Origin of the sequence: Limimaricola variabilis (assembly GCF_014195545.1) — a bacterium.
Taxonomy (GTDB): Bacteria; Pseudomonadota; Alphaproteobacteria; order Rhodobacterales; family Rhodobacteraceae; genus Limimaricola; species Limimaricola variabilis.
This window is the reverse complement of the sequence record NZ_JACIBX010000002.1, coordinates 40,360-65,543: the sequence shown is the minus strand read 5'-3', so window position 1 is coordinate 65,543 and position 25,184 is coordinate 40,360. Positions and strand designations below refer to the sequence as shown.

Sequence of the window (25,184 nt, the reverse complement as noted above, 5' to 3'; positions counted from 1 at the left end):
TAACGATGTTGCGTTCCGGAATCATCGCCAAGAAGGTGGGTATGACCCGCCTGTTCCTCGAGGACGGCAAGCAGGTCCCCGTGACCGTGCTGCAACTCGACAACCTGCAGGTCGTGGCGCAGCGCACGGTCGAGCGTGACGGCTACACCGCCGTTCAGCTCGGTGCCGGCACCGCCAAGGCCAAGCGCGTAAGCGCGCCAATGCGCGGCCACTTCGCCGCCGCCAAGGTCGAGCCCAAGCGCAAGGTCGCCGAGTTCCGCGTCTCGCCCGAGAACCTGATCGAAGTGGGCGAGGAGATCATCGCCGCGCACTACTTCGAAGGCCAGTACGTCGACGTGTCGGGCGTCTCCATCGGTAAAGGTTTTGCCGGTGCGATGAAGCGTCACAACTTCGGCGGTCTGCGCGCGTCCCACGGCGTGTCCGTGTCGCACCGTAGCCACGGTTCGACCGGCCAGTGTCAGGACCCGGGCAAGGTGTTCAAGGGCAAGAAGATGGCCGGCCACATGGGCGCCGCCCGCGTGACCACCCAGAACCTCCAGGTCATCAAGACCGACGCCGACCGTGGCCTGATCATGGTCAAGGGCGCCGTGCCGGGTGGCAAGGGCGGCTGGGTCACGGTCAAGGACGCCGTGAAGAAGCCGACCGGCGAGAACGTCGTGTTCCCCGCCGGCCTGCGTAGCCATGCCGACGAAGCCAAGCGTCTCGCCGACGAAGCTGCGGCACAGGCCGCCGCCGAGGAGGAAGCCGCCGCCAAGGCTGCTGCCGAGGCCGAGCAGGCCGCGATCGACACCGCTGATGAGGGTGAGAACAATGAAGGCTGATGCGATCAAGCTGGACGGCGGCTCCGCCGGTTCCGTCGATCTCGACGACGCGATCTTCGGTCTCGAGCCGCGCGCCGACATCCTGCACCGCGTCGTGCGCTGGCAGCGTGCGCGTACCCAGCAGGGCACGCACTCGACGCTGGGCCGCTCCGAGGTCAGCTACTCGACCAAGAAGATCTACCGCCAGAAGGGCACCGGTGGCGCACGTCACGGTTCCAAGGGCGCGCCGATCTTCCGTCACGGTGGCACCTACAAGGGCCCGACGCCGCGCAGCCACGAGCACGACCTGACCAAGAAGTTCCGCAAGCTCGGCCTCAAGCACGCCCTCTCGGCGAAGGCGAAGGCCGGTGAGCTGGTGGTTCTCGACAGCATCGAGACCGAGGGCAAGACCTCGGTGCTCGCCAAGCAGGTCGCCAACCTCGGCTGGAAGCGGGCACTGGTCATCGACGCCGCGGCGATCAACGAGGGCTTCGCCCAGGCCGCGCGCAACATCGCCAACCTGGACGTGCTCCCCTCGATGGGCGCCAACGTCTACGACATCCTCCGCAGTGACACGCTCGTGCTCACCAAGGCGGCTGTCGAAGCTCTGGAGGCTCGCCTGAAATGAGCGCGAAACCCGAACATTACGACGTGATCCGCAAGCCGGTCATCACCGAGAAGGCGACCCTGGCCTCCGAGGCCAACGCGGTGGTCTTCGAGGTGGCGATCGACGCCAACAAGCCGCAGATCAAGGAAGCCGTCGAGGCGCTGTTCCAGGTCAAGGTGAAGGCGGTCAACACCGTCGTCACCAAGGGCAAGGTCAAGCGGTTCCGCGGCACGCTCGGCACCCGCAAGGACGTCAAGAAGGCCTATGTTACCCTCGAAGAGGGCAACAGCATTGACGTCTCGACCGGTCTCTAATAGCAGACCCCATCGGCGCGGCCCCGGATTCGTCCGGGGCCGCTCCTTTTGACAGCCGGGGACCTTCGGGGCCCTTCATCACAGGGGACCTTCGGGGCCCTTCAACGACCGGGCCCTGGGCCCGCAAAGCAACGGAAGACACAAAGCATGGCACTCAAGTCGTACAAGCCGACGACGCCGGGCCAGCGCGGGCTGGTGCTGATCGACCGTTCGGAGCTTTGGAAAGGACGCCCCGTCAAGGCCCTCACCGAGGGTCTGACCAAGTCGGGCGGCCGGAACAACACCGGACGGATCACGATGCGTCGTCGTGGTGGTGGCGCCAAGCGCCTCTACCGGATCGTCGATTTCAAGCGCAACAAGTTCGACATGCAGGCCGTCATCGCCCGCATCGAATACGACCCCAACCGTACCGCCTTCATCGCGCTGATCCAGTACGAAGACGGCGAGCAGGCCTACATCCTGGCGCCGCAGCGCGTCTCGATCGGCGACAAGGTCGTCGCTGGCGCCAAGGTCGACATCAAGCCCGGCAACGCGATGCCCTTCTCGGGCATGCCGATCGGCACGATCGTCCACAACATCGAGATGAAGCCCGGCAAGGGCGGCCAGATCGCGCGTTCGGCTGGCACCTATGCCCAGTTCGTGGGTCGTGACGGCGGCTACGCCCAGATCCGCCTCTCCTCGGGCGAGCTCCGGCTCGTGCGCCAGGAGTGCATGGCGACGGTGGGCGCGGTGTCGAACGCCGACCACTCGAACCAGAATCTCGGCAAGGCCGGTCGTAACCGCCACTTCGGCAAGCGTCCCGCCGTCCGCGGCGTCGCGATGAACCCGATCGACCACCCGCATGGTGGTGGTGAAGGCCGGACTTCGGGCGGTCGTCACCCGGTGACCCCGTGGGGCAAGCCGACCAAGGGTGCCCGCACCCGCAACAAGAACAAGGCGTCGTCGAAGCTCATCCTTCGTTCGCGCCACGCTCGCAAGAAAGGCCGTTAACACATGGCTCGTTCTGTTTGGAAAGGCCCTTTCGTCGATGCTTACGTGCTCAAGAAAGCCGAAGCGTCGCGCGAGTCCGGCCGCAACGAAGTGATCAAGATCTGGTCGCGCCGTTCGACGATCCTGCCCCAGTTCGTGGGACTGACCTTCGGCGTGTACAACGGTCACAAGCACGTTCCCGTCAACGTCAGCGAAGACATGATCGGTCAGAAGTTCGGTGAGTACTCGCCGACCCGCACCTATCACGGTCACGCCGCCGACAAGAAAGCGAAGCGGAAGTAAGCCATGAGCAAGGACAAGAATCCCCGCCGCGTCGCCGACAACGAGGCGATGGCCAAGACCCGGATGCTGCGCACCAGCCCGCAGAAGCTCAACCTCGTTGCCGCGATGATCCGTGGCAAGAAGGTGGAGAAGGCCCTTTCGGACCTGACCTTCTCGAAGAAGCGCATCGCCGGCGACGTCAAGAAGTGCCTGCAATCCGCGATCGCGAACGCCGAGAACAACCACAACCTCGACGTCGACGAACTGGTCGTCGCCGAGGCCTGGGTCGGCAAGAACCTGATCATGAAGCGCGGCCGCCCGCGGGCCCGTGGCCGGTTCGGCAAGATCGTCAAGCCGTTCTCGGAACTCACCATCAAGGTCCGTCAGGTCGAGGAGCAAGCCTAATGGGTAACAAGGTCAACCCCGTCGGCATGCGGCTCCAGGTCAACCGGACCTGGGACAGCCGCTGGTACGCCGACACGAAAGACTACGGCGATCTCCTGCTCGAGGACCTTGCGATCAAGGACTTCGTCAAGAAGGAAGCCAAGCAGGCCGGCATCAGCCGCGTGATCATCGAGCGCCCGCACCGCAAGTGCCGGGTGACGATCCACGCCGCCCGTCCGGGCGTGATCATCGGCAAGAAGGGTGCGGACATCGAGGTGCTTCGCAAGAAGCTGTCGAACCTCACCAAGTCCGAGCTGCACCTGAACATCGTCGAGGTCCGCAAGCCCGAGCTCGACGCCGCTCTGGTCGGCGAGTCCATCGCCCAGCAGCTCGAGCGCCGGGTGTCGTTCCGTCGCGCCATGAAGCGCGCCGTGCAGAACGCGATGCGCATGGGTGCCCTCGGTATCCGCGTCAACGTCGCGGGCCGCCTCGGCGGTGCCGAGATCGCGCGGACCGAATGGTACCGCGAAGGCCGCGTGCCGCTGCACACGCTGCGCGCCGACATCGACTATGCGCTGTCCGAAGCCGAGACCCCCTATGGCATCATCGGGATCAAGGTCTGGATCTTCAAAGGCGAGATCATGGAACATGATCCGCAGGCGCGTGACCGCAAACAGGCCGAGCTGCAGGAGGGCCCCGTGCCCCGCGGCGCCGGCGGCCGCCGGTAAGGGAGGGCTGACACATGCTTCAACCGAAGCGCACGAAGTTCCGCAAGCAGCACAAGGGCCGCATCCACGGTGAGGCCAAGGGTGGCTTCAACCTGGACTTCGGTTCCTACGGCCTAAAGGCCGTGCAGCCCGAGCGCATCACCGCGCGTCAGATCGAGGCCGCCCGTCGTGCCCTGACCCGTCACATGAAGCGTCAGGGCCGGGTCTGGATCCGGATCTTCCCGGATACGCCCGTGACCTCCAAGCCCACCGAAGTCCGGATGGGTAAGGGTAAGGGTTCGGTCGATTTCTGGGCCGCCAAGGTCAAGCCGGGCCGCGTGATGTTCGAGATCGACGGCGTGAGCGAGGAAATTGCCCGCGAAGCTCTTCGCCTTGCCGCGATGAAGCTGCCGATCAAGACCCGCACCGTGGTCCGCGAGGACTGGTAAGGGCAGGGGCCCTAGGGCCCCGACCGCACCAAGAGGCCCCCGTCGAGCAATCGGCGGGGGCCTTTTCGTATCTGCCGGAAAGCCGCTTCGGCCCGCGTGGGCGCGCTTTCCGAGAAAGGGTTTGCATCCCCGGCCCATTCCGTCTAGGGACAGCGCTCATTCACCTAGTCCACCGGAATCAGGGTGACCCTTTCACTGATGACAGGGGCCTTCCGGTGATGTGGAAAGGACAGCCCATGGCGCTCGCTGCCAAGGAACTCAACGACAAGACCCCCGACCAGCTGCGCGAGCAGCTCGTCGCTCTCAAGAAGGAAGCGTTCAACCTGCGCTTCCAGCAGGCCACCGGTCAGCTCGAGAACACCGCGCGGATGCGCAGCGTCCGTCGTGACGTCGCCCGCATCAACACCATCCTGAACCAGAAGGCGGCCGCGGCCGCCGGCACGGAGGCCTGAGCCCATGCCCAAACGCATCCTGCAAGGCGTCGTGACCTCGAACCAGAACGCCCAGACCGTCACCGTTTCGGTCGAGCGCCGGTTCACCCATCCGGTTCTGAAGAAGACGATCCGTAAGTCCAAGAAGTACCGGGCTCACGACGAGGCGAACACCTTCAATGTGGGCGACATCGTCCGCATTCAGGAATGCGCGCCGAAATCCAAGACCAAGCGCTGGGAAGTGATCGCCGAGTAAGGCGCCCACTCTCAGCTTGAACGAAACCCTGGGGAGAAGGCCATTGCGAGCCCCCCAAAGGTCGGGAGAAACCCATGATCCAGATGCAGACCAATCTGGATGTCGCTGACAACTCCGGCGCACGCCGGGTGCAGTGCATCAAGGTCCTCGGCGGTTCGCACCGCCGGTATGCGTCGGTCGGCGACATCATCGTGGTGTCCGTCAAGGAAGCGATCCCCCGTGGCCGCGTGAAGAAAGGTGACGTCCGCAAGGCCGTCGTCGTGCGCACCGCCAAGGAAGTTCGTCGCGAAGACGGCACCTCGATCCGCTTCGACCGCAACGCGGCCGTCATTCTGAACAACAACAACGAGCCGGTCGGCACCCGTATCTTCGGGCCGGTGGTTCGCGAGCTGCGCGCGAAGAACTTCATGAAGATCATCTCGCTCGCGCCGGAGGTGCTGTAATGGCTGCCAAACTCCGCAAAGGTGACAAGGTCGTCGTCCTGACCGGCAAGGACAAGGGCAAGACCGGCGAGATCCAGTCCGTCGACCCCAAGGCCGGCAAGGCCGTGGTCGAAGGGATCAACGTCGCGATCCGCCACGTCAAGCAGAGCCAGACCGATCAGGGTGGCCGTCAGCCCAAGGCGATGCCGATCCAGCTGTCGAACCTGGCCATCGTCGATGCCAACGGCAAACCGGCCCGCGTCGGCTTCCGCGAGGAAGACGGCAAGAAGGTGCGTTTCGCCAAAACCACCGGGGACGTGATCTGATGCTCGATACCGCGAACTATACCCCGCGTCTCAAGGCGACCTTCGCCAGCGAGATCAAGGCCAAGCTCAAGGAAGAGTTCGGCTACAAGAACGACATGCAGATCCCGCGCCTGGACAAGATCGTACTGAACATCGGCGCCGGGGCCGAGGCCGTCCGCGATTCCAAGAAAGCCAAGTCCGCCCAGGACGATCTTTCGACCATCGCCGGTCAGCGCGCCGTCGTCACCAAGGCCAAGAAGTCGATCGCCGGCTTCCGCGTCCGCGAGGACATGCCGCTCGGTGCGAAGGTGACCCTGCGTGGCGACCGGATGTATGAATTCCTCGACCGCCTGATCACCGTGGCGATGCCCCGGATCCGCGACTTCCGCGGCGTCCCCGGCAAGAGCTTCGACGGCCGTGGCAACTACGCCATGGGCCTGAAGGAGCACATCGTGTTCCCGGAGATCAACTTCGACAAGGTCGATGAGGTCTGGGGCATGGACATCATCATCTGCACCACCGCGAAGACCGACGCGGAAGCGAAGGCGCTGTTGAAGCATTTCAACATGCCGTTCAACAGCTGATCCGCGGGAGGAAAGAGAGATATGGCCAAGAAATCCATGATCGAACGCGAGAAGAAGCGCGAGCGTCTGGTGGCGCAGTATGCCGCCAAGCGCGCCGAGCTCAAGGCGATCGCGAACGACAAAGACAAGCCCGTGGAAGAGCGCTTCAAGGCGAACCTGAAGCTCGCGCAACTGCCGCGCAACAGCTCGCCCACGCGTCTTCACAACCGCTGCCAGCTGACGGGGCGTCCGCACGCCTATTACCGCAAGCTGAAACTCAGCCGGATCATGCTGCGCGAGCTCGGCTCGAACGGGGAAATCCCCGGCATGGTCAAGTCGAGCTGGTAAGGAGGGTCCACAGATGAACGATCCCATCGGTGATATGCTGACCCGCATCCGCAACGCGCAGATGCGTCACAAGTCCACCGTCCTCACCCCCGCCTCCAAGCTCCGCGCCTGGGTGCTCGATGTCCTCGCGGACGAGGGCTACATCCGCGGCTACGAGAAGGTGACCGGCAAGGACGGCCACCCGGCGCTCGAGATCAGCCTGCGCTACTACGAGGGCGCCCCGGTGATCCGCGAGCTCAAGCGCGTCTCCAAGCCGGGCCGTCGCGTCTACATGAGCGTCAAGGACCTGCCGGCACCGCGCCAGGGTCTGGGCGTCTCGATCGTCTCCACGCCCCGCGGCGTGATGTCGGATGCCAACGCGCGCGCTGCCAATGTCGGTGGCGAAGTGCTCTGCACCGTATTCTAAGGAGGGTCCGGAATGTCTCGTATCGGCAAACGCCCGGTCGCCCTGCCCAGCGGCGTGACCGCCAACGTCTCCGGCCAGACGGTCGAAGTGAAGGGGCCCAAGGGCACCCGCAGCTTCACCGCCACCGATGACGTCACACTCAAGCTCGAGGATGGCGCGATCAGCGTCACCCCGCGCGGCCTGTCGAAGCGTTCGCGCCAGCAGTGGGGCATGTCCCGCTCGATGGTTCAGAACCTCGTCACTGGTGTCTCCGAGGGCTTCAAGAAAGAGCTCGAGATCCAGGGCGTCGGCTACCGTGCCCAGATGCAGGGCAACACCCTGAAGCTGGCGCTCGGCTACAGCCACGACGTGAACTTCGAGGTGCCCCAGGGCGTCACGGTTACGGCGCCCAAGCAGACCGAGATCGTGGTCGAGGGCATCGATCAGCAGCTCGTCGGTCAAGTCGCGGCCAACATCCGCGAGTGGCGCGCTCCCGAGCCCTATAAGGGCAAGGGCATCCGCTACAAGGGCGAGTTCATCTTCCGCAAGGAAGGCAAGAAGAAGTAAGGACGCGAAAAAATGGCAAACAGCAAACGGGATCTGTTCCTGAAGCGCCGTCAGCGCGTCCGGAGCAAGCTGCGCAAGGTCAACGCCGGGCGTCCGCGCCTCAGCGTGCACCGCAGCAACAAGAACATCAGCGTGCAGCTGATCGACGACGTCAACGGCGTCACTCTCGCCTCGGCCTCCTCGCTCGAGAAGGATCTGGGCATCGTCGGGAAGAACAACGTCGAGGCGGCCGCCAAGGTCGGTGCGGCGATCGCGGAGCGTGCGAAGAAGGCCGGCGTGACCGAAGCCTATTTCGATCGCGGCGGCTTCCTGTTCCACGGCAAGGTCAAGGCGCTCGCTGACGCGGCCCGTGACGCCGGCCTGAAGATCTGAGGAGACGTAACATGGCAGAACGTGACAACCGTCGCCGCGACCGCGACGAGAACCCGGAATTCGCCGATCGTCTCGTGGCGATCAACCGGGTCTCGAAGACCGTCAAGGGCGGCAAGCGCTTCGGCTTCGCGGCGCTCGTCGTCGTCGGGGACCAGAAGGGCCGCGTCGGCTTCGGCAAGGGCAAGGCCAAGGAGGTCCCCGAGGCCATCCGCAAGGCCACCGAGCAGGCGCGTCGCAACCTGATCCGCGTGCCGCTGCGCGAGGGTCGGACCCTGCACCACGACATGGAAGGTCGCCACGGCGCCGGCCGCGTCGTGATGCGTGCCGCTCCGGCGGGTACCGGCATCATCGCCGGCGGCCCGATGCGTGCGGTGTTCGAGATGCTGGGCCTGCAGGACGTCGTGTCCAAGTCGCTCGGCTCGCAGAACCCGTACAACATGATCCGCGCCACGCTGGACGGCCTCCGCGCCGAGCAGTCGCCGCGTGCGGTCGCCCAGCGTCGCGGCAAGAAGGTCGCCGACATTCTGCGCAAGCCCGAAGAGGCCGGCGCCGAAGTCGCCGAAGCCTGAGGAGAGCGGACATGGCAACCATCGTCGTCAAGCAGATCGGCTCGCCGATCCGCCGCCCCGCCATCCAGCGCGCGACGCTGAAGGGTCTGGGGCTCAACAAGATGCACCGCACCCGCGAGCTCGAGGACACCCCCTCGGTCCGCGGCATGGTGAACTCGATCCCGCACCTCGTGCAGATCATCGAAGAAAAGGCCTGAGCCACCGGCTCAGCGCGAATGGAAGGGGCGTCGCGGGAAACCGCGGCGCCCCTTTCGCATGCGGCCCGTCCCGCTGCCCTCCCGCGACTCGGGCGGGGCTGCTATGATGCGGCAAGGTCGCGGCAATGGCGGACATCCTGCCCGGACCTGATCCCGAGTTGCGCCGCCCCGTCTCGGCCCGTGTCCCGCCGCCCCGCGCAGGGCGGCTTCCGCAACGGGGGAGGGGGCCATGATCGACTAGTCCATCGAGGGGGAATCCTTCGGTAACTGCAACTGCGCCTATGGATGTCCGTGCCAGTTCGAGGATCTTCCGACGCACGGCCATTGCCGGGGCTTCGAGGTGCTGCGGATCGAGCGCGGCCATTTTGCCGAGACCCGGCTCGACGGGCTCCTTGTCGCGCTGCTCTATGCCTGGCCGGGTCCGATCTTCGAAGGTCGCGGGGAATTGCAGGCGGTGATCGACGAGCGCGCCGACGCGGATCAGCGCGCGGCGCTGGAGCGGGTGCTCCACGGCGGCGAGACCGCCGAGGCCGCGACGCATTGGTGGGTGTTCCGGGCGATGTCCGACGTGGTGCACCCGACGCTGTATCGCCCGATCGAGCTCGAACTCGACATCGACGCGCGACGGGCGCGGGCCACGATCCCCGGTGTCCTGACCGGGGAGGGGCGGCCGATCATGCCGCCGCATTCCGATGGCGAGCACCGGGTGCGGATCCAGATCCCCGGCGGCATCGAGTTCGAGACCGCGGAAATCGGCAGCGCCACCTCGCGCAGCGGCACCGACAGCGCCATCTCGCTCGACCTGACCGACAGCTACGGCCAGTTCAACCGGCTGCACCACAATGGAGAGGGCGTCGTGCATGGCTGAGGCCGCAGCGGACCGCCTCGTGCCCCTGCTCAGGCGCGACCGGCTGATCTGCGGCGCCCTGCTGGCCGCGGTCTGCGCGCTGGCTTGGGTCTATACGCTGGCAGGAGCGCGCATAGCGCTGCCGTTTGGAGGCGTGGCTCCGGCCCCGGGTGAAGGCACCGGCTCCGCTGCCATGGGGTGGAGCCTGTCGCATGCCGCGCTGATGCTCGCGATGTGGTGGGTGATGATGGTCGCGATGATGCTGCCATCGGCCGCGCCGGTGATCCTGCTCGCCGCCGCGCTGAACCGCCGCACGACCGGTCGCGCCCCGTTCTCCGCCACGGCAGTGTTCGTCGCGGGCTACCAGCTGACCTGGCTCGGCTTCAGCCTCGTAGCGGTGGTGGCGCAGGCCGCGCTTTCCGAGGTTCGCTGGATCGGTTCAGGCATGGCGAGCGCGAGCGGGGTGCTGAGCGGCGGACTGCTGCTGGCCGCAGGGGCGTGGCAGTTCACCCCGGCGAAACGCGCCTGCCTGCGGCATTGCCGCTCGCCGGTGGACTGGCTCATCCGCCACCGGGGCCGTGGCTGGCGCGGCGCGCTGGCGATCGGGGTGGGCCATGGCGGCTATTGCCTTGGCTGCTGCTGGGCGCTGATGGCGCTTCTCTTCGTGGGCGGCGTGATGAACCCCCTCTGGATCGCCGGGTTGGCGCTGCTGGTGCTGGTCGAGAAGCTGGCGCCGCGCGGCCCGGCAGTGGGGCGGATCACCGGCCTGATCCTACTCATGTCGGGGGGCGTCGTTCTCCTGCCGTGAGGTAGGACGCTTGAAACTCGGCGCAGGCGGTCGTATACGCCGCCGGTGGCCCGATCGCGGGTCCCGAATCCGTACATAAAAGCCGCGTTTGCCCGTTCCGTCGCTGGGGGGCAGTTCCGGCACAAGGAGAAGCGACATGAAACTCAACGAACTGCGCGACAATCCGGGCGCGACCAAGAAAGCCAAGCGCGTCGGCCGTGGTCCGGGCTCCGGCACCGGCAAGATGGGTGGCCGTGGTATCAAGGGTCAGAAATCCCGTTCGGGCGTGGCCATCAAGGGCTACGAGGGCGGCCAGATGCCGCTCTACCAGCGTCTGCCCAAGCGCGGCTTCAACAAGCCGAACCGCCGCGAATACGCTGTCGTGAACCTCGGCCTGATCCAGAAGTTCATCGACGCCGGCAAGATCGACGCCGCTCAGGACATCACCGAGGACGCGCTGATCGCGTCGGGCCTGGTCCGTCGCAAGCGTGACGGCATCCGCGTGCTGTCCAAGGGCGAGTTCACCGCCAAGGCCAACATCGCCGTGACCGGCGCCTCCAAGGGCGCGATCGAGGCGGTCGAGAAGGCCGGTGGCAAGCTCACCGTCACCGCACCGGCGGCCGCCGCCGAATAATCGGTGGCCGGGGGGCCTTGCGCTCCCCGCCCCCGTCACCGACTGTTCCCGCGCCGCCGACCGGAAGATCCCGGTCTGGCGGCGCTGACATGACAAGAGAGCCCCGATGGCATCAGCAGCAGAACAGATGGCCGCCAACATGAGCTGGGGGGCCTTCGGCAAGGCCACCGAGCTCCGTCAGCGGATCCTCTTCACGATCGGTCTCCTGATCGTCTACCGGCTCGGCACCTTCATCCCGGTTCCCGGGATCGATGGCGCCGCGCTGCGCAACTTCATGGAGAGCGCGGCCTCCGGCATCGGCGGCATCCTGTCGATGTTCACCGGCGGTGCGCTGTCGCGCATGGGCATCTTCGCCCTCGGCATCATGCCCTACATCTCCGCCTCGATCATCGTGCAGCTCATGGCCTCGATGTACGAGCCGCTGAAGCAGCTCAAGAAAGAGGGCGAGCAGGGCCGCAAGAAGATCAACCAGTACACCCGCTACTTCACCGTGGTGTTGGCGACCTTCCAGGCCTACGGCCTCGCCGTCAGCCTCGAGGCCGGCGACCTGGTCACCGATCCGGGCCTGTTCTTCCGTGCTTCGACGATGATCACCCTGGTGGGTGGCACCATGTTCCTGATGTGGCTGGGCGAGCAGATCACCGCCCGCGGCATCGGCAACGGCATCTCGCTGATCATCTTCGTCGGCATCATCGCCGAGATCCCGGCCGCGCTGGCGCAGTTCCTGAGCCAGGGCCGTTCGGGCGCGATCAGCCCGGCCGTGATCCTGCTGGTGATCGCGATGGTGATCGGGGTGCTGACCTTCGTGGTGTTCATGGAGCGCAGTCTCCGGAAGATCCACATCCAGTACCCGCGCCGCCAGGTCGGCATGAAGGTCTATGACGGCGGCTCCTCGCACCTGCCGATCAAGGTCAACCCAGCCGGCGTGATCCCCGCGATCTTCGCCTCGGCGCTGCTGCTGCTGCCGACCACGCTGTCGACCTTCTCGGGCGGCTCGACCGGTCCGATCATGTCGACGATCCTCGCCTATTTCGGGCCGGGCCAGCCGCTCTACCTGATCTTCTTCGCCGGCATGATCATCTTCTTCACCTACTTCTATACCCGGGAAGTGGCGTTCAAGACCGATGACGTGGCCGACAACCTGAAGAACCAGAACGGCTTCATCCCCGGCATCCGTCCCGGCAAGCGGACCTCGGAGTATCTCGATTACGTCCTCAACCGCATCTTGGTGCTGGGTTCGGCCTATCTGGCGCTGGTGGCGCTGCTGCCCGAGATCCTGCGCAGCCAGCTGGCGATCCCGTTCTACTTCGGCGGCACCTCGATCCTGATCATCGTTTCGGTCGGGATGGACACCATCCAGCAGGTGCAGAGCCATCTTCTGGCCCATCAGTACGAAGGGCTGATCGAGAAGTCGCAACTGCGCGGGAGACGCGCCGGCAAGACGAACAAGACCAAGGCGAGGGGGCCTGCACGTCGATGACCAACATCATTCTTCTGGGGCCGCCGGGCGCGGGCAAGGGCACGCAGGCCAAGCGGCTGGTCGAAGAGCGTGGCATGGTCCAGCTCTCCACCGGCGACATGCTGCGCGAGGCCCGCTCCTCCGGCACCGAGATGGGGCAGCGGGTCGCCGCCGTGATGGATCGCGGCGAGCTGGTCACCGACGAGATCGTCATCGGCCTGATCCGCGAGAAGCTGACCTCCGGCGCGGCGCATGGCGGCTACATCTTCGACGGCTTCCCGCGCACCCTGGCGCAGGCCGACGCGCTCGGCGCGCTGCTTTCGGAGCTGGGCCAGTCGCTCGACCACGTGATCGAGATGCGTGTCGATGACGAGGTTCTGGTCGCGCGGATCACCGGCCGGTCGACCTGCGGCAATTGCGGCGAGGTCTATCACGACGTGACCCGCCCGGTCCCCGCCGATGGCAAGTGCGTCAATTGCGGCTCGACCGAGATCAAGCGTCGCGCCGACGACAACGAGGACGCGCTGCGCACGCGGCTGCTGGCTTATTACAAGCAGACCTCGCCGCTGATCGGCTATTACCATGCCAAGGGCCAGCTCGAGAGCGTCAACGGCTTGGCCGCGATCGAGGCGGTCGCCGCCGAGATCTCCGGACTGCTGGGCAGCCAGACCCAGGACGCCTGAGCGCGGCGTCCGGACGGAACGGCCGGGGGGCTTGACCCTCCGCCGATCCGCCCATAGACAGCCCCATCCCGAAAGGGAATCATTTCGCGCGCGCACACGGGTCGCTCCCGCTGCCCGCGCGGATCACCTCGCAGGATGCGGCCCGGATCTTCCGGGCCTCAGTTGTGAAAAAAGGCTCCGGCATCACGGAGCCGCAACGAAAGGACGCTAAACGTGGCACGTATTGCCGGCGTGAACATCCCGACCGCGAAGCGGGTTCCGATCGCCCTCACCTACATCACCGGTATCGGTGACAGCACCGCCCGCCAGATCTGCGAAGCCGTCGGCATCGACGTGACCCGTCGGGTCAACGATCTCTCCGACGCCGAGGTCCTGGCGATCCGCGAGCACATCGACGCCAACCTCACCGTGGAAGGCGACCTGCGTCGCGAGACCACGATGAACATCAAGCGCCTGATGGATCTCGGCTGCTACCGTGGCCTGCGCCACCGTCGCAACCTGCCGGTCCGCGGCCAGCGTACCCACACCAACGCTCGCACCCGCAAAGGCCCCGCGAAGGCCATTGCCGGCAAGAAGAAATAAGGGGACGCATCCATGGCACGTGATACCCGTCGCGGAGGCAAGAAGAAGGTCTCCAAGAACATCGCCGCAGGCGTGGCGCATGTGAACAGCTCGTTCAACAACACCAAGATCCTGATCTCGGACGTGCAGGGCAACGCGATCTCCTGGTCGTCCGCCGGCACCATGGGCTTCAAGGGCTCGCGCAAGTCGACCCCCTACGCTGCCCAGCTCGCCGCCGAAGACGCGGGCCGCAAGGCGCAGGAACACGGCGTGAAGACGCTGGAAGTCGAAGTGCAGGGCCCCGGTTCGGGCCGCGAGAGCGCGCTGCGCGCCTTGGCCGCCGTCGGCTTCAACATCACGTCGATCCGCGACGTGACGCCGATCGCCCATAACGGCTGCCGCCCGCCGAAGCGCCGCCGCGTCTGAGCCAGCACTACCTGTTCGGGGCCGCGCCTGTCTGCGCGGCCCCGAACCGTCATTTTGAAACCTCGGGCGTCCGGCTCTTCGGGACCATGGAGCACGGACAGGAATGGAGGGACGCATGATCCACAAGAATTGGGCCGAGCTGATCAAGCCGACGCAGCTCGACGTCAAGCCGGGCAACGATCCGGCGCGGCAGGCCACCGTGGTCGCCGAGCCGCTCGAGCGCGGCTTCGGCCTGACGCTGGGCAACGCGCTGCGCCGCGTGCTGATGTCGTCGCTCCAGGGTGCGGCCATCACCTCCGTCCAGATCGACAACGTGCTGCACGAGTTCTCCTCGATCTCGGGCGTCCGTGAAGACGTGACCGACGTGGTGCTGAACCTCAAGGGCGTCGCGATCCGCATGGAAGTCGAGGGCCCGAAGCGGCTTTCCGTCCAGGCGACCGGCCCCGGCGTCGTCACCGCCGGTGACATCTCCGAGAGCGCGGGCATCGAGATCCTCAACAAGGATCACGTGATCTGCCACCTCGACGATGGCGCCAACCTCTACATGGAGCTGACCGTCAACACCGGTAAGGGCTATGTCGCGGCCGACCGCAACAAGCCCGAGGACGCGCCGATCGGCATGATCGCCATCGACGCGATCTACTCGCCGGTCAAGAAGGTGTCCTACGACGTGCAGCCGACCCGTGAGGGTCAGGTGCTCGACTATGACAAGCTGACCATGAAGGTCGAGACCGACGGTTCGCTGACCCCGGACGACGCCGTGGCCTATGCCGCGCGCATCCTGCAGGACCAGCTGTCGATCTTCGTGAACTTCGACGAACCGGAATCGGCTTCGGCCGGCGCGCTCGACGATGGTCTCGAGTTCAACCCGCTGCTGTTGAAGAAGGTCGACGAGCTCGAGCTGTCGGTGCGTTCGGCGAACTGCCTGAAGAACGACAACATCGTCTATATCGGCGACCTGATCCAGAAGACCGAAGCCGAGATGCTCCGCACCCCGAACTTCGGCCGCAAGTCGCTCAACGAGATCAAGGAAGTGCTTTCGGGCATGGGCCTGCATCTCGGCATGGACGTCGAGGACTGGCCGCCGGACAACATCGAAGACCTGGCCAAGAAGTTCGAAGACCAGTTCTGATCGATCTTCGGGGGCGGGTGACCGCCCCCGACACGACCCGGGCATCCTGCCCCAAGGAGAGTGGCCGACACGCATCGGCTGCCGGACAAAGCAAAACGCTATAGGAGACACCCAATGCGTCATGGAAGTGGCTACCGCCGCCTGAACCGTACCCACGAGCACCGCAAGGCGATGTTCGCGAACCTCGCCGGCTCGCTGATCGAGCACGAGCAGATCAAGACCACGCTGCCCAAGGCGAAAGACCTGCGCCGCGTGATCGAGAAGCTCGTGACTCTCGGCAAGCGCGGCGACCTGCATGCCCGCCGTCAGGCCGCGGCCCAGCTCAAGCAGGACGCCTACGTTGCCAAGCTGTTCGACATCCTCGGGCCGCGCTACGCCGACCGTCAGGGCGGCTATGTCCGCGTGCTGAAGGCCGGCTTCCGCTATGGTGACATGGCGCCGATGGCGATCATCGAGTTCGTCGACCGCGACGTCGACGCCAAGGGCGCCGCCGACCGCGCCCGACTCGAGGCCGAGGACGCCGCTGCGGAGTGATAGGCTCTCCAGTACCAAGGCATAGCGCCCCACCCGAAAGGGTGGGGCGTTTTTGGTTATGGTCGCTGCGTCAATACGTTAGAGCTTTGGCACACGACGTCTGAGGGGCTATCCCGGTAGGGAGCCAGCAGACCAAGGACCGGCATGTCTCCGAAAGTCGATATCGACAGCCATATCCAGGACCTCGAAGCACGCGCGCCGGGTGGGGCCTTCTTTGCCCTGCATATCCGCTTCGCCCTGCCGCTGATCAGCCATCAGAGCTTTCCGGAGGCTTGGGTCCGGCGCTACACCGAAGAGGCCTATGCGCTGCGCGACCCGGTGATCGCCTGGGGCTTCAGTACCACCGGTGCCTGCCGTTGGAGCGAGATCGAGCTGCCCGATCCGTTCGACATCTTCGGTCAGGCCCGCCGGTTCGGCATGGTCTATGGCGTGGCGGTGTCCTGCGGCCCGATGATGTCGCGCTCCATCGCCTCGGCCTGCCGCGCGGATCGAGAGTTCACCGATGCGGAGATGGCCGAGATCGAGCACATTCTCGCTCGCCTGCACGAGCTGACTGAGCCGCCCGGCCGCCTGACCAAGGCACAGGCCGAGGCATTGCGCTGCGTCGCCGCGGGCGACCGCCACGCCGCCGCGGCCGCGAAGCTCGGGATTTCCGAGAGCGCGTTCAAGGCGCGCCTGTCATCGGCCCGTGCCGCGCTGCTTGCGCGCACCACCACCGAAGCGGTGCAGCGGGCGAGGGACGCGCGGCTGATCTGACCGCGACCTGACACAAGATTTCGGCCGCGATACCAAATCCCTTGGCAGTTATCCACAGGCGCACTAGATTTGGGGCATGGCCGATCTGTTCGACAACTTGCCCGGTCTTGACCCGGCGCCTCCGCCCGCCAAGTCCGCGCCCGAACCGGCCGGGCATCGACCGCTCGCGGATCGGCTGCGGCCCAAGACGCTGGGCGAGGTCATCGGCCAGGAGCAGGTGTTGGGGCCCGAGGCGCCGCTCGGCGCGATGCTTGCCGCCGGCTCGCTGTCATCGCTGATCCTGTGGGGGCCGCCCGGCGTCGGCAAGACCACCATCGCGCGGCTGCTCGCCGATGCGACCGATCTCGCCTTCGTGCAGGTCAGCGCGATCTTCACCGGCGTCGCGGATCTCAAGAAGGTGTTCGAAGCGGCGAAGCTCAGGCGCGGGCAGGGGCGTGCGACGCTCCTCTTCGTCGACGAGATCCACCGTTTCAACAAAGCGCAACAGGACGGCTTCCTGCCGCATATGGAGGACGGGACGATCCTGCTGGTGGGCGCCACCACCGAGAACCCCTCCTTCGAGCTGAACGCCGCTCTCCTGAGCCGGGCGCAGGTGCTGGTGCTGGAGCGGCTCGATCTCGCGGATCTGGAGCGTCTCGCCCAGCGCGCCGAAAAGGAGTTGGGCCGGGCCCTGCCGCTCGACGGGGCGGCGCGCGAAGCGCTGCTCGGCATGGCCGATGGCGACGGGCGCGCTCTACTCAATCTGATCGAGCAGGTCGCGGCCTGGAAGACCGACACGCGGCTCGGGGTGGAGGCCCTGACCGCGCGCCTGATGAAGCGCGCCGCGAAATACGACAAGTCCGGCGACGAGCACTACAACCTGATATCGGCGCTGCACAAATCGGTGCGGGGCTCCGACCCCGACGCCGCGCTGTACTGGCTGGCGCGGATGCTGACCGGGGGCGAGGATCCGCGCTACCTTGCCCGGCGCATCACCCGCATGGCGGTCGAGGATATCGGTCTCGCCGATCCGCAGGCGCAGACGGTCTGCCTGCATGCCTGGGAGACCTACGAGCGGCTGGGCTCCCCCGAGGGCGAGTTGGCTCTGGGGCAGGCGGTCGTCTATCTAGCGCTCGCGCCGAAATCCAACGCGGGCTACGCCGCCTTCAAGGCGGCCATGGCCGAGGCCCGCAAGACCGGCTCGGAGCCGCCGCCCAAGCATATCCTCAACGCGCCGACCCGGCTGATGAAGGAAAAGGGCTACGGCAAGGGATATGATTACGACCACGACGCCGAGGATGCCTTCTCCGGCCAGAACTACTTCCCCGAGACGATGAAGCGCCCGGTCTATTACACGCCGGTCGATCGCGGGCATGAGCGAGAACTCAGGAAGCGGGTCGAGTTCTTCTCCGGGCTGCGCGAGAAACGCCGCCGGGGCGAGGGGCGCTGAGCCTCAGCGACGGCGCCATGGCTGCAGCAGCATCCGGTCGACCCAGAGGTCGCGCCGCGTGCGGAACCGGTCGATGCCCAATGTCATCCCGAGATGCCCGCTCTTGGGCTGCGCGCGGTAGGTGCCGAGCAGCCGGTCCCACCAGGGCAGGTTGAAGCCGTAATTGCTGTTGGCCTCCTCGGGCAGAACCGAATGATGCACCCGGTGCATGTCCGGCGTCACCACGATCCAGCGCAGCAGCCGGTCCACGCGGGCGGGGATGTGGATGTTCGAATGGTTGAACATCGAGCTGGCGTTCAGCAGTACCTCGAAGATCAGCACCGCGATGGCCGGCGGGCCGAGCGCCGCGACCAGCCCCAGCTTCAGCCCCATCGACAACAGGATCTCGATCGGATGAAACCGCACCCCGGTCGTCACGTCGAATTCCAGGTCGGCATGATGCATCCGGTGCAATCGCCACAGCGCAGGCACCGCGTGGAACAGCACGTGCTGGAGATAGATCGCGAAATCGAGCACCACGACCGACAGCGGCACCGCGATCCAGCCGGGGGTGCCGAACGCGTTGAACAGGCCCCAGCCATGCTCCTCTGCCAGGACCGCGAGGCCCACCGCCACGATCGGAAAGGCGATCCGCAGCGCTACCGCGTCGAGCGCCACCAGCGCGAGGTTGTTGGACCAGCGCAGCAGGCGCGGGATCTCGCGGCGGCGTCGCGGCGCGAGAAGTTCCCACAGCGCCATCGCCGCGAGTACACCGAGAAAGGCGGCGAGCCGGATCACCGGTTCGCGGGCAAGGAGCATCTCGTCCATCTGTCGGGAGACTCCGGGCCGTTCAGTCCAGCGTCGAGGCGACGCGGGAGATCGGCGTGGTCTTCGGCGGCGCGGTAAAGCGCGGCCGCGCGCCGTCGCGATAGGCGGCAAAGGCCCGGCTGTCGAGGAAGCGCTGCTTCCCGGCATCGTCCTCGAACTCGAGCACGCCGATGAAGCGGGTCGGATCCTCGGTGGCATAGCCGGTGTAGCTGAAGCCCTCCACGCCTTCGGCCTTCAGGCCGGAGACGAGATCCTGCAGCGCCGCGGTCTGGGCCTCGGACTGGCCCTCGGCAAGGCTGTATTCGACGAGCAGTCCCATGGTCCCGATCCTTTGCAAGGCCGATTCGCCCCGGCACGGGGCAGGCCCGCCGATACTAGCACGGCCCCGGCGGAGCAGGGGCGCCCGCCCCACAGACCTCGCGTCACCGGGTCCGGGCAGGCCGCGCATTCCGGGTAGAAAGGGCCGACGCTTGACAAGTGGGGCCTGCCCAACGACACCGCGCGGATGATGACATCCCTTGCATTGGTGGCCCTTGGCGGCGCCGGGGGCGCGAGCCTGCGCTTTCTCGTCGGGCAGGCCGTGGTCTTCCCGATGGGCACCGTCGCGGTGAACATCGCCGGAAGCCTCGCCATCGGTGCGCTCTGGGTGCTGCTGGAGGGGCGCGCGTCGCAACTCGCGCCGCTCCTGATCACCGGGCTGCTGGGCGGCTTCACCACCTTTTCGGCCTTCTCGCTTGATGCGCTGCGGCTTGTCGAGGCGGGACGGGCCGGGGCAGCGCTGGCCTATGTGGCGGGATCGGTCATCTTCTCAATTGCGGCCTGCGCGGCGGGCCTGTGGATCGCAAGGAGCCTCGCATGAGCGGCGTGCAGACCATCACCGTGGGTGCGGACGAGGGCGACCAGCGGCTCGACCGCTGGCTCAAGCGGCGCTTTCCGCATCTCGTCCAGACCCGGATCGAGAAAATGTGCCGCAAGGGCGAGCTTCGGGTCGATGGCGGCCGCGTGAAGCCCGCCACCCGGCTCGAGGTCGGCCAGAGCGTGCGCGTGCCGCCGATCCCCGAAGCGCATGAGGTCGAGAGCCGGCCGGTCGATCGCAGCCAGATCTCCAAGAAGGACGCGGAGATGATCCGCGGCTGCGTGATCTACCGCGACGACCATATCATCGCGATCAACAAGCCCGCGGGCCTGCCCACGCAGGGCGGTTCGGGCGTGGCGAAACATGTCGACGGGCTCGCGGAAGCGCTGCGCGATGGCTTCGAGGACAAGCCGCGCCTCGTGCACCGGCTCGACAAGGATACCTCCGGCGTGCTGCTGCTGGCGCGCACCCGCACCGCCGCCAAGGGGCTGACCGAGAACCTCAAGCACCGCGAGACGCGCAAGATCTACTGGGCTGCCGTCGCCGGCGTGCCGCAGCCGCGTGCCGGCACGATCAAGTACGGCCTCGTGAAGGCGATGGGGCATGGCAAGGGCGGCGAGGGCGAGAAGATGCAGTGCATCCACCCCGCCGAGGTCGACAAGACCCCGGGCGCCAAGCGCGCCGTGACCGATTTCGCGACGCTCAGCGCGCTGGGACAGCGCGTGTCGTGGATGGCGCTCGTCCCGGTGACGGGCCGCACCCACCAGCTGCGCGCCCACATGGCCGAGATCGGCCACCCGGTGGTGGGCGACGGCAAGTATGGCGGCTCGAGCCAGGAAAATCTCGGCGATGGCTGGGGCGCTGGTTTGGGCGCGGAGATCGACCGCAAGCTGCACCTGCACGCTCGCTCGCTCAAGATCGAGCACCCCGTGACCAAGGCGATCCTGCAGATCGTGGCACCCTTGCCCGAGCACATGGAGCGGACCTGGGACTTCTTCGGCTGGGACACGCGCGACGCGCCGATGGACCCGTTCGATCCGGACGAACTCGACGGATGAGCGAACTGCGGCTGGTGATCTTCGATGTCGACGGCACGCTCGTCGACAGCCAGCGCGACATCCTCGCGGCGATGGCCGAAGCCTTCGCCTCGGAGGGCCTCGCCATGCCCTCGCGCGAGCGGGTGCTGTCGGGGGTGGGGCTGTCGCTGCCCGAGACCTTCCTGCGCCTCGCGGGCGAGCAGGGGCCGGACAGCCGCGCGCGCATGATCGCCGTCTACTGCACCGCCTATGCCGATCTGCGGCAGAAGCACGGCCCCGAGAGCAGCCCCTTCTATCCCGGCGCCCGCGCGGCACTGGAAGGGCTAGCGGCGGAGCCCTGCACGCTCCTGGCGGTCGCCACGGGCAAGTCGCGGCGCGGGCTCGACCGGCTGATCGAGGCGCATGGCCTCGAAGGGGTGTTCCACAGCCGGCAGACCGCCGACGATCACCCCTCCAAGCCGCACCCGGCCATGGTCCATGCGGCGCTGGACGAGACCGGCGTGGCGCCGCGGCGGGCGGTAATGATCGGCGACACCCAGTTCGACGTCGAGATGGCACGCGCCGCCGGCGTGGCCTCGATCGGTGTCGCTTGGGGCTATCAACCGGCGGCGGGGCTGGGCGCCGACCGCATCATCCACGACTGGGCCGGGCTTCGTCCCGCGCTCGACGATCTGACGGAGACGACCCGATGAGCGAATGGAAGGCCAAGCGCTTCTGGAAGCAGGCCAGCGCCACCCAGGCCGATGGCGGCTGGCAGGTGCTGCTCGATGGCCGCCCGGTCCGCACCCCGGCCAAGGCGGCGCTGCTGCTGCCTTCGCAGGCGCTGGCCGAGGCGGTCGCGGCCGAGTGGGATGCGCAGGAAGAGCGGATTGACCCGCGCGCAATGCCCGCCACCCGTACCGCCAACTCGGCGATCGACAAGCTGGCGCTGCAGCGCGAGGAGGTAGCCGAGATGCTCGCTTCCTATGGCGGCTCGGACATGCTGTGCTACCGCGCCGAGACCCCGGCGGAGCTGGTCGCCCGGCAGGCCGCCGAATGGGATCCGCTGCTCGACTGGGCCGAGACGGCGCATGGCGCCCGGCTCCGGCCCACCGCCGGCATCATGCCGGTGACGCAGGACGCCGCGGCGCTGGAACGGCTGGCCGCGCCGGTGCGGGAGATGGAGCCTTTCGCGCTCGCCGCGTTCCACGACCTCGTAGCGCTGTCCGGCTCGCTGGTTCTGGCGCTGGCGGTGATCGCCGATCGGCTCGATCCGGAAGAGGCCTGGCGGCTGTCCCGGATCGACGAGGAGTGGCAGATCGAGCAATGGGGCGAGGACGAGGAGGCCGAGGCGATGGCCCAGGTCAAACGCGCCGCCTTCCTCGACGCCGCGCGGTTTTGGAAACTGCTGCACTGAGCGCGAATCGCGACCCGGCAAAGCGCCCGGTTTTTCGGCAGCGGCGCCGCTTTACCCGGCGTCCGCGCCGTGACGTGACGGGGCGCAGCCCTTGACCCGATGGCAAATCATTGCCCAACTGGCGCGGTCGGGGCCGGCATGGTCCCTTCGACCCATCGGGCTCCGCGACACCGGAGCACCAGATTGCCGCCCCCGCCAAGAGGGGCCGCGACACAGGAAGAGGTTATTCATGAAGAAATCCGTACTCTTCGGCGCCCTGACCACCGCTGGTCTGGCCGCCGGAGCGGCGCAAGCCGCGACGCTCGACGATGTCAAGGAGCGTGGCGAGCTGAACTGCGGCGTGGTCACCGGCCTGGCCGGCTTCGGCGCGCCTGACGCCAACGGCGTCTGGGAAGGTTTCGACGTCGCCGTCTGCCGCGCCGTGGCCGCCGCCGTGCTGGGCGACCCGATGGCCGTCAACTTCGTGCCCACCACCGGTCAGACCCGCTTCACCGCGCTGGCCTCGGGCGAGATCGACATGCTCGCGCGGAACACCACCTGGACCTTCTCGCGCGACACCGATCTCAAGTTCGATTTCGTCGGCGTGAACTACTATGACGGCCAAGGCTTCATCGTGCCGACCGCGCTGGGCGTGTCCTCGGCCAAGGATCTCGACGGCGCCACGATCTGCATCCAGACCGGCACCACCACCGAGCTGAACCTCGCGGACTTCTTCCGCAACAACAACATCAGCTACGAGCCCGTCCCGGTCGAGACCAACGCCGAAGGCCAGCAGCAGTATCTGGCCGGTGCCTGCGACGCCTACACCACCGACGCGTCGGGCCTCGCCGCGACCCGCGCCACCTTCGAGAACCCGGGCGATCACGTGATCCTGCCCGAGATCATCTCCAAGGAGCCGCTCGGTCCGCTCGTGCGCCATGGCGACAACGAATGGGCCGACATCGTGCGCTGGACGCTCAACGCGCTGATCGCCGCCGAGGAATACGGCGTGACCTCCGCCAATGTGAACGAGCTGGCCTCGGCCCCGGGTACCAACCCCGAGGTGAACCGCCTGCTCGGCACCGAGGGCGAACTCGGCGGGATGATCGGCCTCGAGAACGACTGGGCCAAGAACGCGATCGCCGCCGGCGGCAACTACGGCGAGATCTTCGAGAAGAACATCGGCGAGAACACCCCGATCGGTCTGGCGCGCGGCCTGAACGCGCAGTGGACCAATGGTGGCCTGATCTACGCGCCGCCGTTCCGCTAAGCACATCGGGAGGGGCGGTCACGCCCCTCCCCACCAATCACGGACACGGCGCGAGGCGCCATCCTTCCCGCCGGACGGGCGCAGTCGGAGCAACCGGCGCGCAACTGTCGACGGGATCAACGGGGACCACCAGATGACAACGACCTCGGACGCTCCTCCGAAGGCCGGGTTCCGCCCGAGCCAGCTTATTTACGATACCCGCTACCGCTCCCTGACGATTCAGGTGATCGCCTTCATCGCGCTGATGCTTGGGCTGAGCTGGCTGGTATCGAACACGATCACCAACCTGTCCGCGCTGGGCAAGGATTTCGACTTCGGCTTCCTCGGCCAGCGTGCGGGTTACGACATCAACCAGCGACTGATCGAATACGACAGCACCTCGACGCATGGCCGCGCCGCTCTGGTCGGCATCCTCAACACGCTGCTGATCGCGGTGCTGGGCTGCGTGCTCGCCACCATCGTCGGCGTCCTCGCCGGTGTGCTGCGCCTGTCCAAGAACTGGCTCGTCGCCAAGCTGATGGCCATCTATGTCGAGGGTTTCCGCAACATCCCCGTCCTGCTGTGGATCCTGCTGATCTTCGCTCTGATGACCGAGGCGACGCCGCAGCCGCGCGATTTCCGCGAGGGTGGCGATGCCTCGATGATCCTCGGTGACACCATCGCCATCACCAATCGCGGCGTGTTCATCCCGGCCCCGTTCTGGGGCGCGGGCGCGGGCATCCTGCTCGCGGTGTTCCTCGTCTCGCTGGTCGCGATCTTCTTCTGGCGGCGCTACGCGCATCGCACGCAGGAGCAGACCGGGCGCATCCTGCCGATCGGCTGGGGCACGCTGGGCCTGCTGATCGTCCCCACCGCCGTCGCCTTTCTGGCGCTGGGTATGACCTCGGGCCGGGTGACCCAGCCCGTTCTGGCCACCGGCGCGACCGAGGGCATGACGCTCGCCGACTATGCGGCCAGCCAGCAGACGATCAACGCCTGCGCGGTGCCGTTCTCGACCGAGTCCCTGAACCTGCGCCGGCTGATGCGCAGCCAGGAGATCCGCTTCAACTACGTCGCCGTCGAGGATGCGGCGGGCGCGCTCACCGCGCTCGAGGCGGGCAACTGCAACATCCTGTCGCTGCCGGCCTCGGTCGATATTGCCACCGTGCCCGCCGGCGCCGTGGCGCTGTCCGACACGATCCGGCGCGGCATGCCGGTCGAGTTCGAGCGCCCCGTGCTGGGCGGCTTCAACTTCGAGGGCGGGCTGCAGCTCCGGAACTCGCTGATCGCGCTGTGGCTGGCGCTGTCGCTCTACACCGGCGCCTTCATCGCCGAGAACGTGCGCGGCGGCATCCTGTCGGTCTCCAAGGGCCAGACCGAGGCGGCGTTCGCGCTGGGCATCAAGCCCTCGCGCACCATGCGCCTCGTGATCCTGCCGCAGGCGCTGCGTGTCATCATCCCGCCGATGATCTCGCAATATCTCAACCTCACCAAGAACTCGTCGCTGGCGATCGCGGTGGGCTACATGGACGTGCGCTCGACACTGGGCGGTATCACCATCAACCAGACCGGCAAGGAGCTGGAGGGGATGCTGTTGCTGGGGCTGTTCTACCTGGTCACCAGCCTGATCATCTCGAGCGCCATGAACCTCTACAATTCCCGCGTGAAGCTGAAGGAGCGCTGAG

General features: G+C 66.7%; 38 protein-coding genes. 36 read left to right on the top strand and 2 right to left on the bottom strand.

Going from position 1 to position 25,184, the window contains the following annotated elements; translation table 11 throughout:
- Window positions 1–5: 5 nt before the first annotated feature.
- The 30 genes from rplC (at window position 6) to FHS00_RS03205 (ending at window position 18,175) form a co-directional block, all read left to right on the top strand.
- The gene (rplC, locus tag FHS00_RS03350) at window positions 6–821 is read left to right on the top strand and encodes a 50S ribosomal protein L3 (RefSeq protein WP_183469892.1); all 816 of its coding nucleotides are present in this window, start codon (window positions 6–8) and stop codon (window positions 819–821) included.
- Entirely contained in the window at window positions 811–1,428 is a 618-nt protein-coding gene (gene rplD, locus FHS00_RS03345) for a 50S ribosomal protein L4 (protein WP_183469890.1), read from the top strand. The genes rplC and rplD overlap by 11 nt, the downstream gene beginning before the upstream one ends.
- Window positions 1,425–1,721, top strand: coding sequence for a 50S ribosomal protein L23 (locus FHS00_RS03340; RefSeq protein ID WP_085894983.1), 297 nt, complete (start codon window positions 1,425–1,427; stop codon window positions 1,719–1,721). The genes rplD and FHS00_RS03340 overlap by 4 nt, the downstream gene beginning before the upstream one ends.
- Before the next feature lie 147 nt (window positions 1,722–1,868).
- Entirely contained in the window at window positions 1,869–2,711 is an 843-nt protein-coding gene (gene rplB / locus FHS00_RS03335; RefSeq protein ID WP_183469888.1) for a 50S ribosomal protein L2, read from the top strand.
- Window positions 2,712–2,714: 3 nt separating this feature from the next.
- Window positions 2,715–2,993, top strand: coding sequence for a 30S ribosomal protein S19 (gene rpsS / locus FHS00_RS03330; protein ID WP_183469886.1), 279 nt, complete (start codon window positions 2,715–2,717; stop codon window positions 2,991–2,993).
- Between the two features lie 3 nt (window positions 2,994–2,996).
- Complete coding sequence (gene rplV, locus FHS00_RS03325) at window positions 2,997–3,377, top strand: 50S ribosomal protein L22 (RefSeq protein ID WP_085894980.1); 381 nt, start codon at window positions 2,997–2,999, stop codon at window positions 3,375–3,377.
- On the top strand, window positions 3,377–4,084 hold the full coding sequence (rpsC, locus tag FHS00_RS03320; protein ID WP_183469884.1) for a 30S ribosomal protein S3: 708 nt from the start codon (window positions 3,377–3,379) through the stop codon (window positions 4,082–4,084). The genes rplV and rpsC overlap by 1 nt, the downstream gene beginning before the upstream one ends.
- A gap of 14 nt (window positions 4,085–4,098) precedes the next feature.
- Window positions 4,099–4,512: a 50S ribosomal protein L16 gene (gene rplP, locus FHS00_RS03315; protein ID WP_183469882.1), complete on the top strand. Its 414-nt coding sequence runs from the start codon at window positions 4,099–4,101 to the stop codon at window positions 4,510–4,512.
- 236 nt (window positions 4,513–4,748) lie between these two features.
- Window positions 4,749–4,964: a 50S ribosomal protein L29 gene (gene rpmC, locus FHS00_RS03310; RefSeq protein ID WP_183469880.1), complete on the top strand. Its 216-nt coding sequence runs from the start codon at window positions 4,749–4,751 to the stop codon at window positions 4,962–4,964.
- 4 nt (window positions 4,965–4,968) lie between these two features.
- Window positions 4,969–5,199: a 30S ribosomal protein S17 gene (gene rpsQ / locus FHS00_RS03305; RefSeq protein WP_183469878.1), complete on the top strand. Its 231-nt coding sequence runs from the start codon at window positions 4,969–4,971 to the stop codon at window positions 5,197–5,199.
- A gap of 74 nt (window positions 5,200–5,273) precedes the next feature.
- Window positions 5,274–5,642 (top strand): 50S ribosomal protein L14, encoded by a 369-nt coding sequence (gene rplN, locus FHS00_RS03300; protein WP_017928025.1) that lies wholly within the window; start codon window positions 5,274–5,276, stop codon window positions 5,640–5,642.
- Window positions 5,642–5,947, top strand: coding sequence for a 50S ribosomal protein L24 (gene rplX / locus FHS00_RS03295; RefSeq protein WP_085894974.1), 306 nt, complete (start codon window positions 5,642–5,644; stop codon window positions 5,945–5,947). The genes rplN and rplX overlap by 1 nt, the downstream gene beginning before the upstream one ends.
- A complete protein-coding gene (gene rplE / locus FHS00_RS03290; protein ID WP_183469876.1) occupies window positions 5,947–6,510 on the top strand; it encodes a 50S ribosomal protein L5 in 564 nt (187 codons plus the stop codon). The genes rplX and rplE overlap by 1 nt, the downstream gene beginning before the upstream one ends.
- A gap of 21 nt (window positions 6,511–6,531) precedes the next feature.
- Window positions 6,532–6,837 (top strand): 30S ribosomal protein S14, encoded by a 306-nt coding sequence (gene rpsN / locus FHS00_RS03285; protein ID WP_017928028.1) that lies wholly within the window; start codon window positions 6,532–6,534, stop codon window positions 6,835–6,837.
- Window positions 6,838–6,850: 13 nt separating this feature from the next.
- Window positions 6,851–7,243 carry a 30S ribosomal protein S8 gene (rpsH, locus tag FHS00_RS03280; RefSeq protein WP_183469874.1) on the top strand — a complete coding sequence of 131 codons (393 nt, stop codon included), beginning with the start codon at window positions 6,851–6,853 and terminating at the stop codon, window positions 7,241–7,243.
- Between the two features lie 12 nt (window positions 7,244–7,255).
- Window positions 7,256–7,789, top strand: a complete 534-nt coding sequence (gene rplF, locus FHS00_RS03275; RefSeq protein ID WP_183469872.1) for a 50S ribosomal protein L6 — start codon at window positions 7,256–7,258, stop codon at window positions 7,787–7,789.
- Between the two features lie 12 nt (window positions 7,790–7,801).
- Entirely contained in the window at window positions 7,802–8,161 is a 360-nt protein-coding gene (gene rplR, locus FHS00_RS03270; RefSeq protein WP_183469870.1) for a 50S ribosomal protein L18, read from the top strand.
- A gap of 11 nt (window positions 8,162–8,172) precedes the next feature.
- Window positions 8,173–8,730: a 30S ribosomal protein S5 gene (gene rpsE / locus FHS00_RS03265; protein WP_021693348.1), complete on the top strand. Its 558-nt coding sequence runs from the start codon at window positions 8,173–8,175 to the stop codon at window positions 8,728–8,730.
- An 11-nt stretch (window positions 8,731–8,741) separates the two neighbouring features.
- A complete protein-coding gene (rpmD, locus tag FHS00_RS03260) occupies window positions 8,742–8,927 on the top strand; it encodes a 50S ribosomal protein L30 (RefSeq protein ID WP_183469868.1) in 186 nt (61 codons plus the stop codon).
- 244 nt (window positions 8,928–9,171) lie between these two features.
- Entirely contained in the window at window positions 9,172–9,795 is a 624-nt protein-coding gene (locus FHS00_RS03255) for a DUF1326 domain-containing protein (RefSeq protein ID WP_183470678.1), read from the top strand.
- A complete protein-coding gene (locus FHS00_RS03250) occupies window positions 9,788–10,582 on the top strand; it encodes a DUF2182 domain-containing protein (RefSeq protein WP_183469866.1) in 795 nt (264 codons plus the stop codon). The genes FHS00_RS03255 and FHS00_RS03250 overlap by 8 nt, the downstream gene beginning before the upstream one ends.
- A gap of 136 nt (window positions 10,583–10,718) precedes the next feature.
- Window positions 10,719–11,195: a 50S ribosomal protein L15 gene (gene rplO, locus FHS00_RS03245; protein WP_183469864.1), complete on the top strand. Its 477-nt coding sequence runs from the start codon at window positions 10,719–10,721 to the stop codon at window positions 11,193–11,195.
- Window positions 11,196–11,301: 106 nt separating this feature from the next.
- Window positions 11,302–12,675: a preprotein translocase subunit SecY gene (gene secY / locus FHS00_RS03240; protein ID WP_183469862.1), complete on the top strand. Its 1,374-nt coding sequence runs from the start codon at window positions 11,302–11,304 to the stop codon at window positions 12,673–12,675.
- Window positions 12,672–13,337, top strand: a complete 666-nt coding sequence (locus FHS00_RS03235; protein WP_183469860.1) for an adenylate kinase — start codon at window positions 12,672–12,674, stop codon at window positions 13,335–13,337. The genes secY and FHS00_RS03235 overlap by 4 nt, the downstream gene beginning before the upstream one ends.
- Window positions 13,338–13,550: 213 nt before the next feature.
- On the top strand, window positions 13,551–13,919 hold the full coding sequence (gene rpsM, locus FHS00_RS03230) for a 30S ribosomal protein S13 (RefSeq protein WP_183469858.1): 369 nt from the start codon (window positions 13,551–13,553) through the stop codon (window positions 13,917–13,919).
- A gap of 12 nt (window positions 13,920–13,931) precedes the next feature.
- Window positions 13,932–14,324, top strand: coding sequence for a 30S ribosomal protein S11 (rpsK, locus tag FHS00_RS03225; RefSeq protein ID WP_072780049.1), 393 nt, complete (start codon window positions 13,932–13,934; stop codon window positions 14,322–14,324).
- Window positions 14,325–14,439: 115 nt separating this feature from the next.
- Window positions 14,440–15,456 carry a DNA-directed RNA polymerase subunit alpha gene (locus FHS00_RS03220; protein WP_085895441.1) on the top strand — a complete coding sequence of 339 codons (1,017 nt, stop codon included), beginning with the start codon at window positions 14,440–14,442 and terminating at the stop codon, window positions 15,454–15,456.
- Window positions 15,457–15,570: 114 nt separating this feature from the next.
- Entirely contained in the window at window positions 15,571–15,990 is a 420-nt protein-coding gene (gene rplQ / locus FHS00_RS03215; protein ID WP_183469856.1) for a 50S ribosomal protein L17, read from the top strand.
- A gap of 144 nt (window positions 15,991–16,134) precedes the next feature.
- Window positions 16,135–16,746, top strand: coding sequence for an autoinducer binding domain-containing protein (locus FHS00_RS03210; RefSeq protein WP_183469855.1), 612 nt, complete (start codon window positions 16,135–16,137; stop codon window positions 16,744–16,746).
- A 76-nt stretch (window positions 16,747–16,822) separates the two neighbouring features.
- Complete coding sequence (locus FHS00_RS03205; RefSeq protein ID WP_246391024.1) at window positions 16,823–18,175, top strand: replication-associated recombination protein A; 1,353 nt, start codon at window positions 16,823–16,825, stop codon at window positions 18,173–18,175.
- Window positions 18,176–18,178: 3 nt separating this feature from the next.
- Here FHS00_RS03205 and FHS00_RS03200 read toward each other — a convergent pair whose 3' ends face one another.
- Complete coding sequence (locus tag FHS00_RS03200; protein WP_183469853.1) at window positions 18,179–18,982, bottom strand: sterol desaturase family protein; 804 nt, start codon at window positions 18,980–18,982, stop codon at window positions 18,179–18,181.
- Window positions 18,983–19,004: 22 nt separating this feature from the next.
- Window positions 19,005–19,301 (bottom strand): putative quinol monooxygenase, encoded by a 297-nt coding sequence (locus FHS00_RS03195; protein ID WP_183469851.1) that lies wholly within the window; start codon window positions 19,299–19,301, stop codon window positions 19,005–19,007.
- A 186-nt stretch (window positions 19,302–19,487) separates the two neighbouring features.
- Here FHS00_RS03195 and FHS00_RS03190 point away from each other — a divergent pair, with 186 nt between their 5' ends.
- From FHS00_RS03190 to FHS00_RS03165, 6 genes are all read left to right on the top strand, one after another.
- Window positions 19,488–19,841, top strand: a complete 354-nt coding sequence (locus tag FHS00_RS03190) for a fluoride efflux transporter FluC (protein ID WP_183469849.1) — start codon at window positions 19,488–19,490, stop codon at window positions 19,839–19,841.
- Entirely contained in the window at window positions 19,838–20,896 is a 1,059-nt protein-coding gene (locus FHS00_RS03185) for an RluA family pseudouridine synthase (protein WP_183469847.1), read from the top strand. The genes FHS00_RS03190 and FHS00_RS03185 overlap by 4 nt, the downstream gene beginning before the upstream one ends.
- The gene (locus tag FHS00_RS03180) at window positions 20,893–21,567 is read left to right on the top strand and encodes an HAD-IA family hydrolase (RefSeq protein WP_183469845.1); all 675 of its coding nucleotides are present in this window, start codon (window positions 20,893–20,895) and stop codon (window positions 21,565–21,567) included. The genes FHS00_RS03185 and FHS00_RS03180 overlap by 4 nt, the downstream gene beginning before the upstream one ends.
- A complete protein-coding gene (locus tag FHS00_RS03175; protein ID WP_183469843.1) occupies window positions 21,564–22,271 on the top strand; it encodes an ATP12 family chaperone protein in 708 nt (235 codons plus the stop codon). Before FHS00_RS03180 ends, FHS00_RS03175 begins: the two co-directional genes overlap by 4 nt.
- Window positions 22,272–22,500: 229 nt before the next feature.
- The gene (locus tag FHS00_RS03170) at window positions 22,501–23,520 is read left to right on the top strand and encodes an amino acid ABC transporter substrate-binding protein (protein WP_183469841.1); all 1,020 of its coding nucleotides are present in this window, start codon (window positions 22,501–22,503) and stop codon (window positions 23,518–23,520) included.
- Window positions 23,521–23,653: 133 nt separating this feature from the next.
- Window positions 23,654–25,183, top strand: coding sequence for an ABC transporter permease subunit (locus FHS00_RS03165; protein ID WP_183469839.1), 1,530 nt, complete (start codon window positions 23,654–23,656; stop codon window positions 25,181–25,183).
- The last annotated feature ends 1 nt before the right edge of the window (window position 25,184 follow it).

Excerpts from the sequence above, each read along its gene's own strand:
- rplD (WP_183469890.1), top strand. The coding sequence starts at position 811 with ATGAAGGCTGATGCGATCAAGCTGGACGGCGGCTCCGCCGGTTCCGTC.
- FHS00_RS03250 (WP_183469866.1), top strand. The coding sequence starts at position 9,788 with ATGGCTGAGGCCGCAGCGGACCGCCTCGTGCCCCTGCTCAGGCGCGAC.
- FHS00_RS03220 (WP_085895441.1), top strand. The coding sequence starts at position 14,440 with ATGATCCACAAGAATTGGGCCGAGCTGATCAAGCCGACGCAGCTCGAC.
- FHS00_RS03210 (WP_183469855.1), top strand. The coding sequence starts at position 16,135 with ATGTCTCCGAAAGTCGATATCGACAGCCATATCCAGGACCTCGAAGCA.
- rplE (WP_183469876.1), top strand. The coding sequence starts at position 5,947 with ATGCTCGATACCGCGAACTATACCCCGCGTCTCAAGGCGACCTTCGCC.
- FHS00_RS03200 (WP_183469853.1), bottom strand. The coding sequence starts at position 18,982 with ATGGACGAGATGCTCCTTGCCCGCGAACCGGTGATCCGGCTCGCCGCC.
- FHS00_RS03190 (WP_183469849.1), top strand. The coding sequence starts at position 19,488 with ATGATGACATCCCTTGCATTGGTGGCCCTTGGCGGCGCCGGGGGCGCG.
- FHS00_RS03170 (WP_183469841.1), top strand. The coding sequence starts at position 22,501 with ATGAAGAAATCCGTACTCTTCGGCGCCCTGACCACCGCTGGTCTGGCC.
- FHS00_RS03205 (WP_246391024.1), top strand. The coding sequence starts at position 16,823 with ATGGCCGATCTGTTCGACAACTTGCCCGGTCTTGACCCGGCGCCTCCG.
- rplC (WP_183469892.1), top strand. The coding sequence starts at position 6 with ATGTTGCGTTCCGGAATCATCGCCAAGAAGGTGGGTATGACCCGCCTG.
- rplN (WP_017928025.1), top strand. The coding sequence starts at position 5,274 with ATGATCCAGATGCAGACCAATCTGGATGTCGCTGACAACTCCGGCGCA.
- rpsQ (WP_183469878.1), top strand. The coding sequence starts at position 4,969 with ATGCCCAAACGCATCCTGCAAGGCGTCGTGACCTCGAACCAGAACGCC.
- rpsS (WP_183469886.1), top strand. The coding sequence starts at position 2,715 with ATGGCTCGTTCTGTTTGGAAAGGCCCTTTCGTCGATGCTTACGTGCTC.
- rplP (WP_183469882.1), top strand. The coding sequence starts at position 4,099 with ATGCTTCAACCGAAGCGCACGAAGTTCCGCAAGCAGCACAAGGGCCGC.
- rpsK (WP_072780049.1), top strand. The coding sequence starts at position 13,932 with ATGGCACGTGATACCCGTCGCGGAGGCAAGAAGAAGGTCTCCAAGAAC.
- FHS00_RS03165 (WP_183469839.1), top strand. The coding sequence starts at position 23,654 with ATGACAACGACCTCGGACGCTCCTCCGAAGGCCGGGTTCCGCCCGAGC.
- secY (WP_183469862.1), top strand. The coding sequence starts at position 11,302 with ATGGCATCAGCAGCAGAACAGATGGCCGCCAACATGAGCTGGGGGGCC.
- FHS00_RS03185 (WP_183469847.1), top strand. The coding sequence starts at position 19,838 with ATGAGCGGCGTGCAGACCATCACCGTGGGTGCGGACGAGGGCGACCAG.
- FHS00_RS03175 (WP_183469843.1), top strand. The coding sequence starts at position 21,564 with ATGAGCGAATGGAAGGCCAAGCGCTTCTGGAAGCAGGCCAGCGCCACC.
- FHS00_RS03180 (WP_183469845.1), top strand. The coding sequence starts at position 20,893 with ATGAGCGAACTGCGGCTGGTGATCTTCGATGTCGACGGCACGCTCGTC.
- rplQ (WP_183469856.1), top strand. The coding sequence starts at position 15,571 with ATGCGTCATGGAAGTGGCTACCGCCGCCTGAACCGTACCCACGAGCAC.
- rpsC (WP_183469884.1), top strand. The coding sequence starts at position 3,377 with ATGGGTAACAAGGTCAACCCCGTCGGCATGCGGCTCCAGGTCAACCGG.
- rpsN (WP_017928028.1), top strand. The coding sequence starts at position 6,532 with ATGGCCAAGAAATCCATGATCGAACGCGAGAAGAAGCGCGAGCGTCTG.
- FHS00_RS03235 (WP_183469860.1), top strand. The coding sequence starts at position 12,672 with ATGACCAACATCATTCTTCTGGGGCCGCCGGGCGCGGGCAAGGGCACG.
- rpmD (WP_183469868.1), top strand. The coding sequence starts at position 8,742 with ATGGCAACCATCGTCGTCAAGCAGATCGGCTCGCCGATCCGCCGCCCC.
- rpsH (WP_183469874.1), top strand. The coding sequence starts at position 6,851 with ATGAACGATCCCATCGGTGATATGCTGACCCGCATCCGCAACGCGCAG.
- rplX (WP_085894974.1), top strand. The coding sequence starts at position 5,642 with ATGGCTGCCAAACTCCGCAAAGGTGACAAGGTCGTCGTCCTGACCGGC.
- rplF (WP_183469872.1), top strand. The coding sequence starts at position 7,256 with ATGTCTCGTATCGGCAAACGCCCGGTCGCCCTGCCCAGCGGCGTGACC.
- rpsE (WP_021693348.1), top strand. The coding sequence starts at position 8,173 with ATGGCAGAACGTGACAACCGTCGCCGCGACCGCGACGAGAACCCGGAA.
- rplR (WP_183469870.1), top strand. The coding sequence starts at position 7,802 with ATGGCAAACAGCAAACGGGATCTGTTCCTGAAGCGCCGTCAGCGCGTC.
- FHS00_RS03340 (WP_085894983.1), top strand. The coding sequence starts at position 1,425 with ATGAGCGCGAAACCCGAACATTACGACGTGATCCGCAAGCCGGTCATC.
- rplO (WP_183469864.1), top strand. The coding sequence starts at position 10,719 with ATGAAACTCAACGAACTGCGCGACAATCCGGGCGCGACCAAGAAAGCC.
- FHS00_RS03195 (WP_183469851.1), bottom strand. The coding sequence starts at position 19,301 with ATGGGACTGCTCGTCGAATACAGCCTTGCCGAGGGCCAGTCCGAGGCC.
- rplV (WP_085894980.1), top strand. The coding sequence starts at position 2,997 with ATGAGCAAGGACAAGAATCCCCGCCGCGTCGCCGACAACGAGGCGATG.
- rpmC (WP_183469880.1), top strand. The coding sequence starts at position 4,749 with ATGGCGCTCGCTGCCAAGGAACTCAACGACAAGACCCCCGACCAGCTG.
- rplB (WP_183469888.1), top strand. The coding sequence starts at position 1,869 with ATGGCACTCAAGTCGTACAAGCCGACGACGCCGGGCCAGCGCGGGCTG.